The organism is Microcoleus sp. CAWBG27, from assembly GCF_020883145.1.
Classification (GTDB): Bacteria; Cyanobacteriota; Cyanobacteriia; order Cyanobacteriales; family Microcoleaceae; genus Microcoleus.
Window position 1 is genome coordinate 69,431 of record NZ_JAHREU010000015.1, and the last position, 14,775, is coordinate 84,205.

The 14,775-nt window shown below is 46.8% G+C and carries 14 protein-coding genes, 1 tRNA gene and 1 pseudogene; 11 read left to right on the plus strand and 5 right to left on the minus strand.

The genetic code is table 11. The features are described from left to right. Positions 1–236 precede the first annotated feature (236 nt). From rpmH to QZ938_RS11480, 7 genes are all read left to right on the plus strand, one after another. On the plus strand, positions 237–374 hold the full coding sequence (gene rpmH / locus QZ938_RS11450; RefSeq protein ID WP_006632320.1) for a 50S ribosomal protein L34: 138 nt from the start codon (positions 237–239) through the stop codon (positions 372–374). Positions 375–411: 37 nt separating this feature from the next. Next, positions 412–816 (plus strand): ribonuclease P protein component, encoded by a 405-nt coding sequence (rnpA, locus tag QZ938_RS11455; protein WP_293351434.1) that lies wholly within the window; start codon positions 412–414, stop codon positions 814–816. After that, complete coding sequence (locus QZ938_RS11460) at positions 788–1,183, plus strand: PH domain-containing protein (protein WP_293147797.1); 396 nt, start codon at positions 788–790, stop codon at positions 1,181–1,183. Before rnpA ends, QZ938_RS11460 begins: the two co-directional genes overlap by 29 nt. 333 nt (positions 1,184–1,516) lie before the next feature. Continuing rightward, the gene (gene yidC, locus QZ938_RS11465) at positions 1,517–2,665 is read left to right on the plus strand and encodes a membrane protein insertase YidC (protein WP_293351433.1); all 1,149 of its coding nucleotides are present in this window, start codon (positions 1,517–1,519) and stop codon (positions 2,663–2,665) included. 8 nt (positions 2,666–2,673) lie between these two features. Then, a complete protein-coding gene (locus QZ938_RS11470) occupies positions 2,674–3,147 on the plus strand; it encodes a R3H domain-containing nucleic acid-binding protein (RefSeq protein WP_293351432.1) in 474 nt (157 codons plus the stop codon). A gap of 245 nt (positions 3,148–3,392) precedes the next feature. Continuing rightward, positions 3,393–3,911 carry a YceD family protein gene (locus QZ938_RS11475; RefSeq protein WP_293332763.1) on the plus strand — a complete coding sequence of 173 codons (519 nt, stop codon included), beginning with the start codon at positions 3,393–3,395 and terminating at the stop codon, positions 3,909–3,911. Between the two features lie 307 nt (positions 3,912–4,218). Then, a complete protein-coding gene (locus QZ938_RS11480) occupies positions 4,219–5,727 on the plus strand; it encodes an AAA family ATPase (RefSeq protein ID WP_293332761.1) in 1,509 nt (502 codons plus the stop codon). Here QZ938_RS11480 and QZ938_RS11485 read toward each other — a convergent pair. Continuing rightward, on the minus strand, positions 5,718–5,885 hold the full coding sequence (locus QZ938_RS11485) for a hypothetical protein (RefSeq protein WP_293351431.1): 168 nt from the start codon (positions 5,883–5,885) through the stop codon (positions 5,718–5,720). The two genes, QZ938_RS11480 and QZ938_RS11485, sit on opposite strands and share 10 nt — an antisense overlap. Positions 5,886–6,036: 151 nt before the next feature. Here QZ938_RS11485 and QZ938_RS11490 point away from each other — a divergent pair, with 151 nt between their 5' ends. From QZ938_RS11490 to QZ938_RS11500, 3 genes are all read left to right on the plus strand, one after another. Then, the gene (locus QZ938_RS11490; RefSeq protein ID WP_293147809.1) at positions 6,037–6,513 is read left to right on the plus strand and encodes an SH3 domain-containing protein; all 477 of its coding nucleotides are present in this window, start codon (positions 6,037–6,039) and stop codon (positions 6,511–6,513) included. 484 nt (positions 6,514–6,997) lie between these two features. Further along, a complete protein-coding gene (locus QZ938_RS11495) occupies positions 6,998–7,174 on the plus strand; it encodes a hypothetical protein (RefSeq protein WP_194010918.1) in 177 nt (58 codons plus the stop codon). A gap of 392 nt (positions 7,175–7,566) precedes the next feature. Next, entirely contained in the window at positions 7,567–9,147 is a 1,581-nt protein-coding gene (locus QZ938_RS11500) for a peptidoglycan-binding protein (protein WP_293351430.1), read from the plus strand. Positions 9,148–9,326: 179 nt separating this feature from the next. Here the strand turns inward: QZ938_RS11500 and QZ938_RS11505 are convergent, their stop codons facing one another. From QZ938_RS11505 to lipA, 3 genes and pseudogenes are all read right to left on the minus strand, one after another. Then, positions 9,327–9,854, minus strand: a complete 528-nt coding sequence (locus QZ938_RS11505) for a transcriptional repressor (RefSeq protein WP_293351429.1) — start codon at positions 9,852–9,854, stop codon at positions 9,327–9,329. A gap of 455 nt (positions 9,855–10,309) precedes the next feature. Then, positions 10,310–11,578: an RNA polymerase sigma factor SigC gene (sigC, locus tag QZ938_RS11510; protein WP_293332757.1), complete on the minus strand. Its 1,269-nt coding sequence runs from the start codon at positions 11,576–11,578 to the stop codon at positions 10,310–10,312. 1,029 nt (positions 11,579–12,607) lie between these two features. After that, a pseudogene (lipA, locus tag QZ938_RS11515) lies at positions 12,608–13,480 on the minus strand (lipoyl synthase); the annotation flags it as partial. A 96-nt stretch (positions 13,481–13,576) separates the two neighbouring features. Here lipA and QZ938_RS11520 point away from each other — a divergent pair. Beyond that, positions 13,577–13,650: transfer RNA gene (locus QZ938_RS11520), tRNA-Pro, on the plus strand. Positions 13,651–13,760: 110 nt separating this feature from the next. On the opposite strand, the gene QZ938_RS11525 is transcribed toward QZ938_RS11520, so the two are convergent. Continuing rightward, positions 13,761–14,636 carry an SDR family oxidoreductase gene (locus QZ938_RS11525; RefSeq protein WP_293351428.1) on the minus strand — a complete coding sequence of 292 codons (876 nt, stop codon included), beginning with the start codon at positions 14,634–14,636 and terminating at the stop codon, positions 13,761–13,763. Between the last annotated feature and the right edge of the window lie 139 nt (positions 14,637–14,775).

Sequence of the window (14,775 nt, forward strand, 5' to 3'; positions counted from 1 at the left end):
CTTTTTTGCGATCGCCTAAATCAACATAGTTCCCTTACCTGAAATCCGCTAGATTTCGGGTAAGGGAGACTCTTCGATACTTAAATGAGTTGTGATTATCCTTCCCTACAACTAACAATATTAAAGTCTGATTATATCGCAAGTTCAAAAAATATTGCCAAGAAAACCACTCTATGGTATACTAGAAGATTGTGAATATTAATCAAAAGTAAAGTAACAAGCCGGGAGAAATCAAAATGACACAGCAAACCCTGCACGGAACCAGCCGCAAAAGAAAAAGAACATCCGGTTTTCGCGCCAGAATGCGTACCGCAACTGGTCGATTGGTAATCAAAGCACGCCGCAGCAAAGGTCGCCACCGCCTCGCAGTCTAGCACGGCCCAAAAATGAGCCCGATCGCACGCAGCCACCATGTTGCCCCAGACAAACCGACTCAAGCACCGAAAAGACTTCAGCGCCGTTTACCGCAAGGGAATCCGCCGCAACTCCGCTCATTTCAGCTTAAGAGCTCTTCGCAAACCCAAAAGCGTCGAGATTGACAAACCCACAGCCGAGAAATCCTTGCAACCGAGTCGCACAGGCATTTCTATTAGCTTGAAAGTCAGCAAGCGCGCCGTAGTCCGCAACCGGATCAAGCGCCAGATTCGCGCAGCTTTGCGACAGCTATTGCCCCGATTAAAATTCGGATGGGATTTAGTAATTGTCGTGCGTCCGATCGCACAAGAGTGCAATTATGCAGAAATTCTGCAAGAATTAGAGCAGTTGTTGGTAGAAGCCGAGGTACTAGATGGGAATTCGAGAGGAAGTATATTATGAAGGCGGCCCAGCGCTGGGAGACTTGATTATCAACTTACTGCTGGGGTTGACTGTCGTGGGAATCCCCCTCGCAGTAGGAGCAATTGTCCGGGCTCTGTGGCTGCGCTACCGGATCACCAACCGCCGAGTATCGGTAACTAGCGGTTGGATGGGTGGCGATCGCATCGACGTTATCTACTCAGATATAGTCAAAATTGTCACAGTACCTCGGGGTTTCGGGACTTACGGAGACATGGTGCTGACAATGAAAAATGGCAGCCGCTTGGAACTGCGATCGATTCCGAAATTTCGAGCAGTATATGACTACATTAACGAAAAACTGCCCGCAGCAGCTCAAAAAGCCAACGCAGCAGCAAAAGCTAAATAACCAAAAGGCTTTCACCCTGATTTGAGGGCGAAATCAGTCGATTTTCCATTTTGCGATTTGAGATTTACTCCACAGATGAATCTGCGAGGTTGAACTCTTAGTCTAAAATTTGGGGAGCATCCACGACGATTGTCGGAGGCTTGTATGCGTTTTTTGGGTGAAGTCAGCGCGAGTAGTGGCTTTAGTCATTACAAAAATCTGTGAGCGGGCGGTCGATCGACAGGCAATGTCCTAAGATAGAGACAAAAGCCTAAAAGTTGAGGCGGCCCGCATTCAGCGGGTAAAAATAGTTCTCAACAGTAAACTAAGAGCACCTAAATTAACTCAAAGCGAATGGATTTTGGTATCTCGTTTCTCTCCAACAACCTAATGCTGCCGATCCTAGATTTTTTCTACGGGATCGTGCCAAGCTACGGTTTAGCGATCGTAGCTCTGACGCTCGTAATTCGCTTTGCTCTCTATCCTCTCAATGCAGGATCTCTTCGCAATATGCGGCGCATGAAAGTAGCGCAGCCGTTGATGAAAGAGCGAGTAGATCAAATTCAAAAACTGTATAAAGAAAATCCTGCGAAACAGCAGGAGGAAATGAGCAAAGTATACAAAGAATTTGGCAATCCTCTAGCAGGATGCTTCCCGTTAGTGCTGCAAATGCCGGTGCTGTTTGCACTGTTTGCAACGCTGAGAGGTTCGCCTTTTTCTGACGTAAATTACAGCGTCAACGTCCAAGTTTTGCCGAAAGAACAAATCGAAAATGTTCAACCGCAAGCCTTTGCTACGCCTCCACAAAATATTTACGTGACTGGTACAATTCACGCTCCAATTGTGGGCGTGATTCCAGCAGGTGACAAACTCGGAGTTGGCGATACAACCAAGGTTGAATTTAAGACCCCAGAAGGTAAACCTCTCCAAGCTCTAGCGGCCGAAAGTAAGAGCGAAATTGACTTTGTTCCCCAATGGAAAGTCATCAAAGGTGAAGAATTTGTCAAGGTAGACGAACAGGGCAACATCGTGGCTTTAGCGCCCGGTGAAGCCACAGTTCAAGGCACAGTCCCCGGATTGGCCAGTAACAAAGGATTCCTGTTTATCGAAGCTTTAGGCCGCGTGGGCGCGATCGACCCAGATGGCACAATCCACTGGGATATTTTGGTAATGATCCTGGGCTTCGGTATTAGTTTGTACATCAACCAAACTCTTTCTGGACAAGCACAAGGGCCAAACGACAACCCCCAACAGGCTACAGTCAACAAACTGACGCCAGTTATATTTTCGGGGATGTTTTTGTTCTTCCCGCTACCCGCTGGCGTGTTGATGTATATGCTGATTGCGAACATCTTCCAAACAGTGCAAGCGTTTATTTTGTCAAGAGAACCTCTGCCCGAAAACCTCCAAAAAATAGTTGACGAAGCAGAAGCGAAAACCAAAAAAGAACAGGGATTAGATGCACTTCCCTTCGAGCCGGGCCGTTCTAAGAAAAAGGCTTGATTGTTAAAATGAAAGACTCAGAAATGCAGCGCGGACAGCAATGGTTAGAAGAACTACTAAAACTGTCCGCGATTCCCTCAACAGTGGTAGGCCAACAGCAAGATGATTGCTTTTGGATGACAATAGATGACAGCAATCTGACACCAGAACAAGTAGCCATCTTAATCGGCCCAGACGGTAATGTCCTAGATGCGATTCAGTACCTCTGCAACACAGTTGCGAACATCGCTCACGAATCAGATGAGCCGATTGCTTATACAGTCGAACTAAACGGCTATCGCATCCGCCGACAAGCAGAACTGCGATCGATGGCAGAGTATGCAGCAGATCAAGCGCGATCGACCGGAGGAGAAGTTGAGATCAAATCGCTGTCTTCGGCAGAACGCCGTCAAGTACACAGTTTTTTGAGCGAATGTGAGGATATAGAAACTTACAGTCAAGGACAAGAACCCGATCGGCGTTTGGTAGTGCGGCTGCGCTGACGCTAACAAGGAAAAAAGAAAAAAGGAAAAAGGAAAAAGCCAAAAATGAGCTATTCCTTTTGACTTTTAAGTTTTTACCCGCCCAAAAACAGGTACAAGCCCCGACGCTATCGGTGGATGCCCCCCAAATTTTAGACTCGTGTTTAAGATCCCAGATTCATCTGTGAAGTAAATCTAAAATCTAAAATCTAAAATCGACTGGCTTGTGACTTGATACGAGGATAATAAAACGGCGAAAGATGATTATGGAGACAATTTATATCCCTCATCTGCTCACAAAAACCGAGCGGAAAGAGGTCATTGATTTTGAAGAAATTATCCCCGATTTAGAAACTCTAACTCCCGTGCGGGGACGGCTGCAAGTTATTCACAAAGGTAATTTTCTTGATGTGAAGGCGAACGCTGAAACAATTGTGACTCTTAGCTGTCATAGATGCCTAAAACAATACAACCACCGTTTAAAAATCCAATCATCGGAAATAATTTGGCTCGAAGAAAAAGTGAGCGATCCTGATGCAAGTTCAGGAGAATTTGAAGTGGATTTAGAAGATTTGGTGGAAAATTTATCTCCCACAGGCTATTTCTCTCCGACTGATTGGGTGTACCAACAAATGTGCTTGGAACTGCCGCACAAACAGCTATGCGATGTTGAATGTCCGGGAATAGATTTAAATGAGGATGATGCAGAAGAGACAGAAAGTTCAGAAACAGTCTCTGACAGTCGCTGGGCATCTCTGGCGGCACTTAAACGGCAATTGCCTTAGTCAATAGGCAGCAGTCAAGAGTCATTAGTCATTAGTCAATAGTCAATAGCTAAGGGAGCATTTCAGTTTTGCTTTTACTGTCCCGCTCGCGGGAGAGTTGCTAGATGTATATAAGCTTTGCTGCGATCTTGAAGAACTCGCACTCTAACAAAAACTCTTTTTACTGTCGGAAAGAAATGCTTTCGTAGCTAACCACGCATAACTGTGGAATAACGACGAAAAAAGATACACCCGCTAACAACTAATGACTAATAACTAATGACTAATAACTAATGACTAATAACTAATAACTAATGACTAATAACTAATGACTATTTTTAGCGACGAGTTTGAACTGCTGCTACGATCGCGCTACCCCGTAATCTACATTCCCACACGGGAAGAAGAGCGCGTCGAAGTCGCGATCGCCCAATGCGCCAAAAAACAGGGTTCTCGCGCCGTCTACATCTGGGATTTTGTAGAGGGCTATCAAGGCAATCCCAACGATGCGGGTTTTGGCAAGCGCAACCCGCTACAAGCTTTGGAGTTTCTTGAAAAATTGCCGGCATCCGCACCAGCAATCTTTATTTTGCGAGACTTTCAGCGCTTTTTAGAAGATGTCTCAATTTCCAGAAAGTTGCGAAATTTGGCGAGACTGCTCAAATCTGTACCCAAAAATATAGTCATCGTATCTCCGATAACTTCGATCCCGGATGACCTCAGCGAAGTCATCACTGTTTTGGAGTTTCCCCTGCCTGCGGCTGCGGAAATAAAAATGGAGGTAGAAAGGCTGTTAGGCGCTACCGGACAAGCCATAGAAGGGCGTTTGCTGGACGAAACGGTGCGCTCCTGTCAAGGATTGTCGATCGAACGAATCCGCCGAGTTTTAGCAAAGGCGATCGCCACCAGAGGCGAACTGCATCCCGACGACGCCGAACTGATTTTAGAAGAAAAACGCCAAACCATCCGCCAAACTCAAATTCTCGATTTTTACCCAGCCCGCGAAAACATCTCCGATATCGGCGGTTTGGACAATCTCAAAGAATGGCTGCTGCGGCGCGGCGGTGCTTTTTCCGATCGCGCCCGCCAATACGGTTTGCCACATCCCAGAGGCTTGTTATTAGTCGGAATTCAAGGCACCGGCAAATCCTTAACTGCAAAGGCGATCGCCCACCACTGGCATTTACCTTTGTTGCGGTTGGATGTCGGACGGTTGTTTGCCGGATTAGTCGGGGAATCGGAATCGCGCACCAGACAAATGATTCAGCTAGCGGAAGCTTTGGCGCCTTGCGTGCTGTGGATTGACGAGATTGACAAAGCTTTTTCGGGATTGGATGGTAAAGGCGATTCTGGGACAACCAGCCGCGTGTTCGGAACTTTTATTACTTGGTTGGGCGAAAAAACTTCACCGGTGTTTGTCGTCGCCACGGCGAACAACATCCAGTCTTTACCGCCGGAAATGCTGAGAAAAGGCAGGTTTGACGAAATATTTTTTGTAGGTTTGCCAAGTCAGGAGGAACGGCGGGCGATTTTTGAGGTACATTTGTTGCGGTTGCGATCGCACAGCATCAAAAACTACGATCTAGAGCGCTTGGCTTACGAAACTCCAGATTTTTCAGGAGCCGAAATCGAGCAAACTTTGATTGAAGCAATGCACATTGGGTTTAGCCAAAATCGAGACTTTACCACAGATGATATTTTAGAATCAGCTAGTCAGATGGTGCCGTTAGCCCGAACAGCGAGCGAGCAAATCCAATTTTTGCAAGATTGGGCGGCGGCGGGGAAAGCTCGCCTTGCTTCGAGATACGGCAGTTTGAGCCGCCGGATTCAGGGATAGTCGATCGCAAACATTGTGCAGACAGTCAGTATTCGGTATTTACCGGAATCAGAAGTTGTCTTCCCAAAGTCTATCCCACCCAGCCCAAATTTCTCAATTCCCGATTTTCCCGATTTTCCCGATTTTCCCGATTCTTTATTCTGGCGATCGACGGTCAACTATTCCTTATTCTTTCGACTAACTGTCAACTGTCAACCCTTCTCTTTCGCAATCTGTCAACTCTCAACTATCAACCCTTCTCTTTCGCCAACTGTCAACTGTCAACTGTCAACTGTCAACTGTTAAGTCAACTGTCAAATTTTCCTTCATATGAACAGTGTATATAGCGTTTTCAAGTTTTTAGTGGGTTTTCTGCTAGCGATCGTGCTGATGGCAGGCGCTAGCGTGGCGGCTGCACTTTACTTTGCCGCTAAGCTAACTACTGTGCCCGACAGGCCTGTTTTTCCCAACGACAAAACAGCAGCACAGATTGCCGGTGCTGGGGCGAAGTCAACAGCCAAGGCCAGCCCAGTTTCTACGTCTAGCGATGCTGCGTCTGGCGATGCCGCGTCTGAGAAACCCCTGGAACCGGGAGCTTACCGAGCTCTGGTGACTCAGCCGATCGGCTTAATTCTCCGGGATAGTGGCAACCGAGACTCGAACCGAATTGGCGGTGTAGGTTACAAGGAAAAAGTTGTGGTTTTGGAAGATTCACCAGACAAAGAGTGGCAGCGAATTCGAGTTGAGGATGGCAATCGCGAAGGTTGGGTGAAGGGCGGCAATACTGAAAAAGTTGAGGGCGAATAGCACAAAGGCTGGTGTCTAGAAATTATCCGCGTTGGCCTGTGTTGCTCTGCGGTTGCCCGATCGCAGATCGTATGCAATAAGTCTAATCTTTATCTCCGCTCAACCCATCCTACATATCACATTCTTTTTGAAAAGTCAAATTAAATTTATTTAGCATAAAGATTTGGTTTAAACCCCCAAGCTTTTTCGGAAAAAATCAAAAGCAGACTATTCATTACTCCAATCCTCGGACTTCCAGATAGAGTTCGCTGTCAGCGGTCAACCAAGAGGGCCCGCACGGCGGTGTACCACCCCTACGACAGGTCAACTGTCAACTGTCAACTGTCAACTGTCAACTCTCAACTGAGAGTTATGTTAAGAAACTTAGCAAAATTTTAAGCTTAGTTGCAAATCGTAGGCTTTTGTCACCGCAGTAGAGGCAAGAATGGTAGCTTAGATCACAAGATCTAAGTTTTCAGCTTAACAGCTATCAACCATAAAAAATATGTACGACAAACGTCCCGATCGAGATTTGGCGACTGCTGCTGTAACTGCGGCTTTAGGAGCTGGAGTGGTCACTTCTTTTGCAGTCAGCAGAGGGCAAAACCCTCTGGTAGCGTTAGCAATTACTGTTTTTGCAGCCGGAGTAGCTTTGATTTGCGATCGGTTCGGTTTAATTTAAGTTAATTTCAACTTTGTAGAGAATAATTAATAGTTAACAAATTAAATCCCCATCCTGTTGGCAACTAGCAAGGGTGGGGATTTTTAGTCGATCGTCAACAACTAATATTTTTCTAATACAAAATTTCATTTTTAGCCAATAATAGCCAAAAACTGGTCATTTTTCCCTCAGCAAGGCTAAGATGTGGCTGCAAACTATTTTCCTGACACTCGCGTCTCTCGAAACAGCGATGCTATCGTGGTTGTTACCTGTAATTATTTTTGAAGGCATTTTTTTTTAACACGGGTGCTTCGCGCAAACAGGTAAAACTTAGTCTTGATAGATCCTGAGCAACCCAAAGCTCAGCTTGAGTTTGCTCGTACATCACAGCCACAATTTCACACTAAAAATTTATGGAATCTCTCGCCTACCTCGAACTTGCTCTTGTTTGCGAAGCACCCGCACAAGAGTCGAAAATTTTTGATACGCCCAAGTGGCAAAACCTATCGACTCAGACTTATGTCCGTTTGCTGTCTCTGGCTTTGATGCTGTCGGTTTTGAGTGCAGCCGGTTCGGCTTTTGCTCAAATAGATCCAGGAAATCCCAATTTGCGCTCTGTTCAAGACAGATTGCGGGATCTTGGCTATTTTTCCAGATCTTCTACCGGTCAGCTAGGCCCGGTAACAAAACAAGCTCTGACTAACTTTCAACGAGACTATCAACTGTCGCTGACTGGTAAACCCGATCGATCTACGGTGATAGTGCTCAACAGTTTAGACGAGGACGATCGATCTTTTAAAACTACTTATACAAACTATAGCTATAACGAGCTGCGTTATGGAGACTCGGGTGCAGATGTTACCGCTCTCCAGCGCAGGTTGAAAGAGCTAGGCTACTTCAACACGCATCCCACAGGGAGTTTTCGCGAAATTACTCTGAATGCGGTGAGATACTTCCAGCGGATTAATCGACTGCGGGTGACTGGAGTTGCTGACAGGCAAACTTTAGCTTTGCTGTTTGCTTCCACCAGGCCAACTCCCCCCGTTACTCCTCCTGATATTTCGGAAAATGGCGGTTGCAAGGGGCTGCGGTTCGGCGACAGAGGGGCGACGGTAGACTTGATCCAGCGGCAGTTAAAAGCTTTAGGCTATTTTGAGGGCGGGATTGACGGCAAGTTTCGCGAACGCACTCTCTACGCTGTGACTCGTTTTCAGCAAGATTTCAATCTGGTTTCTGACGGCTGCGCTGACACTGCTACTTTGAAGGCGATAGATGCCCAGATGAGGGAAGCTCAAATTACTGTATATCCAGGAGAAAATGACGAGCAGAGTAATAATGCTGGAGATTTTCTGGATTTGGGCGACACAGGTCGAGAAGTAGAATTGTTGCAACGGCGGCTGCAACAATTGGGTTATTACAGGAGCCAGATTCACGGTTGGTTCGATCGACCAACTCAAGAAGCTTTGATCCGATTTCAGAGAGATAGCGGGCTGTCCGGGACTGGCACAGTAGATCGCAGCACTCGATCGGCTTTGAGACAAGCCAACAGGCAGGCTGCAAAGCCGCAGCAGCCCGTTGCAACGGGTCTGCGGCGGGGGGATACTGGGCCTGGTGTCCGACAGCTTCAGTCTGCGCTCAGAAGTCTGGGGAAAAACCCTGGCCCGGTGAATGGAGTATTTGGAGCCGAGACTGAGTGGGCGGTGCTGTCCTTTCAACGCGAGCGCAATTTGTCCCCGGCTACGGGTATTGCCACTCCGGCAACTTTGGCCGCAATCCAAAACGGGTTAGCTGGGCGAGTTACTGTTCCTGCTGTGCCGATTAGCAGTGTCAATTCTCGATCGAGCATTCAGCAATTACAAACACGATTGCAAGGCCTCGGCTTTTATACAGGATCAATTACCGGAGTTTTTGATGCTCCGACGAAAGACGCTCTCGATCTATCTGTGCGCAGTTACGGGGTGAGCAGCGACGATTTGTTGAGCCAAACTTTTTAGCACCCAAGTTGCGGATGCGACATCAAATAAATCTGGTTTCTGGTTCCTGACTCATTCCCGATCTGGATCTATTGTCCCCCAGAAACTCGGTTTCGGCGCAAGTGCGATCGCACTTGCGCCGAAGATGTTTTGCTAAAAATTGTAACAAACCGTACTTGAAATGCCAAAATAGTGTATTATCACTCGATTGCATCAGGAGCACTGTTGCCATTCTGGGCGATCGACTTCGGACAAGACCAATTGCTAGAAACCAAAGACGGCCATCCCATCCGCAAAGCTTCATGGCACACCGTATGAATCGTTAACTGGCAGTCTAGCAGGTGCAACCCAGACTTTTCAGCTTGTTTCATGCCAATTTTCAAAATCGAATCGTTGTTAAATTCGATCGTTCTGTTGCACTGAACGCAGACTAGATGGTGGTGGTGGTGCGGGTAAGGCTGGTTTATTTCATAGTGTTTGTGACCTTCGGCTAGTTCGAGTTCGCGGAGCAAGCTCATCCTTGCCATTAACTTTAAAGTTCGGTAAATAGTGGACAAGCTAATGTTTTCGCCACGATTTTTTAACAAAGTGTACAAATCCTCCGCACTCAGGTGGTTGCCTTTGGGGAGGTTCTGAAACACGTGCAAGATGGTTTCCCGTTGGGGAGTCATCCGCCAGCCTTTGTCATTGAGTTCGGATTTGAATGAGGACGCGGTGTAAAGTGCCATAGTGACCCTCTCAAGAAAGTCTGCCTATTGACAATAATACATAACGAGCGAGATATTTTGCAAATATCGGAGCTTATTGAAAAAAGCTGGGGATAAAAATTTAGACAGAGGACAGAGAAATCGTGTAGAAGTAACAATCATTACTTCTGTTTTATGCTTTCTGTCTTCTGCCTTCTACCTAGATCCAGAAACGGACATTACCAATACATTGACCTACTCCCGAACCTTGAAGAATGGGGATTCTGGATTTAAACAGACAAAGCAAGCATTCCTTGTCTGATATTGCCGAGCATCCTAGTTTGATGCCTCAACCTATAGGATTGTTTTGCCATTATAGAATTGAGACCGGATTTTTAGCGCTCGGGTACCAACAATACATAGCCAATTATGAAAGCCGTCCTATAAGAAGGACGAGGCTCTAAACCCTATTGGGCAGTAAATGCACACCAGCTAACTTAAGTTAGAGACTCCAGATAGTCGCGCACGCGGTTGCGACGCTTGGGTTGGCGGAGTTTTTGCAAAGCTTTGGCTTCAATTTGGCGGACTCGCTCGCGGGACAAGTCGAGAGCGCGACCGATTTCTGCCAAGGAGTAGGGGTGTCCGTCGCCCAAACCAAAGCGCATCAGAATTACATCTCGTTCGCGGCTAGTCAAATCTGCCAACAATTGTTGCAAATCGCGGTGCAGAGCTTCTCGCATCAGCATTTCTTCTGGCGAGATGCTGTCTGTTTCGAGTAAGTCGCCCAACTCTGTATCTTTTTCGTTGCCCACTTTAGTTTCCAGAGAAACAGAGCGAGGAACTCGCAGCAATACTTCCCGAACTTGAGCGGCAGTCATGTCCAATTCGACGCCGATATCTTCGATCGTAGCTGTGCGACCTTTTTCTTGAGAAATTTTGCGCTGGGCTTTCTTGATTTTGTTAAGTTTTTCGGTGATGTGGACGGGGAGGCGGATGGTGCGGCTTTGAGTCGCTATAGCCCGCGTGATTCCCTGGCGAATCCACCAGTAAGCGTATGTGCTAAACCGATAGCCCCGTGTCGGGTCGAACTTTTCGACAGCTCGTTCCAGTCCGAGAGTACCTTCTTGTATTAAATCGAGCAATTCTAAACCGCGATTTTGATATTTTTTCGCCACCGAAACCACCAGGCGCAAATTCGCCTTAATCATGTGGTCTTTAGCTTCGATGCCTTCAGCTTGAATTCTTTCGATCGCATCCACCGTCATCTCTGCCAACTCTGCCCACTGGCGCTTGCCTTCGGACATAATTCGCTTGAGTTCTGGCACGTCACTGATGCCGGCAGTTAATGCCCAGCGTTCCAGGGAAGGTTTGTGTCCCAATTGTGCAGACAGGCGATCGCGCACTTCTATTAAATGCACGAAGCTTTGAATCAGCCCTTCTTCCTGGGAGGCGACGGTATTCCGCAATTCCAGCAATTTGATGTAGCGCTGAACTTTTTGAGCTTCGGAGACTTCTTCGTCTCTACCCAAGAGACGCACCCGACCGATTTCCTGTAAGTACAGACGCACTAAATCTGTAGTGCGGCGGCTAGCGTTTTTTTGCAATTTGGATGCTGTGTCTGCATCTTCAGTCTCTGCTGAGTCTTGGTCGATGGGTTCGTCTCCAGCTTCTTCAGCATCTTCATCCAACACATCTACATCTTGCAAGGGATTGACTCGCAGTTGTTCGTCGAATTCAGCTTGAGCGTAAAAAGAGGTGGCTGGCATAGTGATTTTCTCAATGGCTCCGGGTGAAAAGATGCTACGCTTAGCGGTTATTTATAATTATGATGCCCACTTTGTTAAGACGAAGCATCACCGCTGTTTGTTTCTTTACTAACTTTTCTGACTTTTGTGCTGTGGTCGAGATCGAACTTTTGCTGCCCCACTTGTTTTACCAAGATTCGGGAAAACGCTAAGAACTTTCTGATGTAACAGTTTGAAGGCCCGAAAAGTGCGTTGTACTTCTTTGTTTATATAGCTAGTATAGATAGAGACTGGCTATAAACAAGTGACCTTCGTCAGAAGTTAAGTTAATCTTCATCACTAATAACCTGGTTCCCGATCACTTCGGAAAAATAGGGATTTTTTTAATAAAACTTTATATAATCCTGCGTTCTTGATTAAATACCCACAGCTCACAGGAAGCTTAATTCCTTGCACCATATGAGATTCATTGTTTTTAGAGTCTCCCTTATCGAGTTGGCGGTTAAGGGAAAAACCGGGTTTCCTGACAAAAATTCTGCATTTAAACCCAGGAATTAGAGGAAAAAACCCGGTTTCTCGATGTATTTGGCGTAGGTTGGGAGTTGGATATGGCGATCGATCTATAACTTTTTTGGTGTTGGCTGGGGCTTCCCTTTTAACCTCACCCAATATGAGCAGCATCAAAAACCGGGTCTTTTGAACTCCCGCTGGCACAGAAAGCGTAGGTTTTTCATCGCTGTTACCGGATTGTTGAAAAGTTAAAACTGGCCTTGCACTTGTCAATCAGTAAGATTACTTAAAAAACTGCTTTTGAGAGTATTGAAAAATTAGCGGGGGTAAGTGGGCATAAATATGGCCCTCCGAATGTTGGCGAAGCCCTCGAAGACGATCGCCTAAATCTCAGTTTTTCACCCAAAATTTGAGCAAATTTTAAGTATAATTGCTGAGGGACAAATACTTCCCTCGCTTAAATTGTCACCAATGCTGTTACCCGATGGACTTTGAGTGACAATCATTCTCTCTCGCGTCAGTGCACTCCAATTAAAATTACTAGCGCGGGTAAAGTTTCATCAATTCCCTCACCTGTTCGGCATGATAGGAACTGCGAGTTAAGGGAGAAGCGACAATTTGCAAGAATCCCAAAGATTCGCCAAACTCTCTCCAAGCATCAAACTGTTCCGGCGGCACAAAATTTTCAACGTTCAAGTGCTTTTGAGTAGGTTGCAGGTACTGTCCCAGGGTCAAAATATCGCAGCCAACTGCCCGCAAGTCCTGCATCGCCTCGCGAATTTCGGCATCTGTTTCCCCCAGTCCCACCATGATGCCGGATTTGGTGTAAACCCCAGGTGCGAGTTCGCGGCTGCGTTGCAATAGTTCCAGGCTGCGATCGTACTTTCCTTGCGGCCGCACCTTGCGGTAAAGTCGCTTTACGGTTTCGGTATTGTGGTTGAGTACCTCGGGCCCGGCTGCGAGAATAATTTCTAAAGCTTGCCAGTTGCCGCACAAGTCGGGAATCAAAACTTCTATAGTTGTATCCGGCATTGTCGATCGTACAGCTTGAATGCACTCGACAAACTGAGACGCGCCCCCATCCGGCAAATCATCGCGGTTAACAGAAGTAATCACAACATGATTGAGTTTTAGCCGCTGCACCGCCTGCGCCAATCTTTGGGGTTCCGTCGGATCTAAAGATTGGGGCTTTTTCTCAAAATCGATATCGCAGTAAGGGCAGGCGCGGGTACAAGCCGGCCCCATAATCAAAAATGTAGCAGTACCTGCGTTGAAGCATTCGCCGATGTTCGGACACGAAGCCTCTTCGCAAACCGTATTCAGGGATAAATCCCGCAAAATTTCTTTGACGTTGCCGACGCGCTCCCATTGGGGGGCTTTTACTCGCAACCACTGGGGCTTAACTGTCACGCCTGCCTCCGCCTGAGTAGTGTTTTACAAAACATTATACTAGGAGGTTGCTAACTTTTGACTTAAATGTGATATTATAAAAAATCTATTGACTAATTTCGGGATGTAGCGCAGCTTGGTAGCGCACCTCGTTCGGGACGAGGGGGTCGCAGGTTCAAATCCTGTCATCCCGATTGTTAAAGTAAATCGGATATTCCGCAGCAATTTCGAGGCAGAGCCTCTGGATATTCATTACCAGGCTCTGCCTGGTAATGAGAAACAAGCGCAACTGCGAACAAGTTTTTCAAACGCTCAAATTGCGCCGCAAAAAGCTTTCTAGGGATTCCATTCTGATGCCGTAGATTGATTCCAATTTTTGCACTTCTTCGGGAGTGCAGAAAAACTCGTTACCCAGCAATACCCGCAAAGTTCCCAAGCTTTTTTGAGCCTGAGGATTCAACAAACCCAAGGCATTTCGCAAGCCGTCAAATACCATCAACGGCGGGTTGATTACCACGGGTTCGCGATTGAACAAGCGTCCGAAAATGCGGACAATGTCGTCTCTGGTGAGCACATCGGGGCCGCCGACTGATAAAATTTGGTTGCGCGCGCCTTCGACTGTTGGCGAGTCTGCTGCAATATGAGCTAAGTCGTCGGTACTGACAACAGAGGTGCGGTTTTTGCCGTCGCCAATCAGCAGGTAAAGCCCGGTTTCTCGAAATCTTTCTGCTAGCGGCAGCAAACTCGAAGCGAAACCGGCTGGCCGTAAAATGGTATAATTTAATCCGCTGTTTTGCAGGTATTTTTCGACTTCTCGCTTGGCTTTGAATACTGCTGAATCTTCGTATCCGCGATCGACTCCCAGTACCGAAAGAAAGACAAAGTGCTCCACTCCGGCTTCTTTGGCGCAGTCGATCAGTTCTATGTTGGCGCGGTAGTGTACTGCTTGAACGTCGCCGCCTGTGCCGTGGGTGCTGATGATGTATTGCACTCCTTGACAAGCTTTTTTGATATCTTTATCTTGTTTTAAGTCGCCGATAAAAATCTCGGCACCTCGGTTTTCTAATTCTGAGTAGCGAGAAGCGAGGCGAACAAATGCGCGGACAGGTTTGTCTTGCTGTCTGATTTCTCGTACAATTCGGCGGCCTAGGGGGCCTGTTGCTCCAGTTACTAAGAACATGATTTTTGGTTGTTGGTTTTTATTGAGATATTGCACTTACTGCCATAGTCAGGCAGGGGTTTAAACCCCTGCCTCAAAGCTTAAGTCTTCTGAAAGATGACTGAGGAGTTTATTGAGAATTATGCCCGATGTGAGTTGT

Bases quoted from the DNA above. Each gene is read 5' to 3' on its own strand.
- QZ938_RS11470 (WP_293351432.1), top strand. From the start codon at position 2,674: ATGAAAGACTCAGAAATGCAGCGCGGACAGCAATGGTTAGAAGAACTA.
- QZ938_RS11500 (WP_293351430.1), top strand. From the start codon at position 7,567: ATGGAATCTCTCGCCTACCTCGAACTTGCTCTTGTTTGCGAAGCACCC.
- QZ938_RS11490 (WP_293147809.1), top strand. From the start codon at position 6,037: ATGAACAGTGTATATAGCGTTTTCAAGTTTTTAGTGGGTTTTCTGCTA.
- yidC (WP_293351433.1), top strand. From the start codon at position 1,517: ATGGATTTTGGTATCTCGTTTCTCTCCAACAACCTAATGCTGCCGATC.
- rpmH (WP_006632320.1), top strand. From the start codon at position 237: ATGACACAGCAAACCCTGCACGGAACCAGCCGCAAAAGAAAAAGAACA.
- QZ938_RS11475 (WP_293332763.1), top strand. From the start codon at position 3,393: ATGGAGACAATTTATATCCCTCATCTGCTCACAAAAACCGAGCGGAAA.
- rnpA (WP_293351434.1), top strand. From the start codon at position 412: ATGTTGCCCCAGACAAACCGACTCAAGCACCGAAAAGACTTCAGCGCC.
- sigC (WP_293332757.1), bottom strand. From the start codon at position 11,578: ATGCCAGCCACCTCTTTTTACGCTCAAGCTGAATTCGACGAACAACTG.
- QZ938_RS11495 (WP_194010918.1), top strand. From the start codon at position 6,998: ATGTACGACAAACGTCCCGATCGAGATTTGGCGACTGCTGCTGTAACT.
- QZ938_RS11480 (WP_293332761.1), top strand. From the start codon at position 4,219: ATGACTATTTTTAGCGACGAGTTTGAACTGCTGCTACGATCGCGCTAC.
- QZ938_RS11460 (WP_293147797.1), top strand. From the start codon at position 788: ATGGGAATTCGAGAGGAAGTATATTATGAAGGCGGCCCAGCGCTGGGA.
- QZ938_RS11505 (WP_293351429.1), bottom strand. From the start codon at position 9,854: ATGGCACTTTACACCGCGTCCTCATTCAAATCCGAACTCAATGACAAA.
- QZ938_RS11525 (WP_293351428.1), bottom strand. From the start codon at position 14,636: ATGTTCTTAGTAACTGGAGCAACAGGCCCCCTAGGCCGCCGAATTGTA.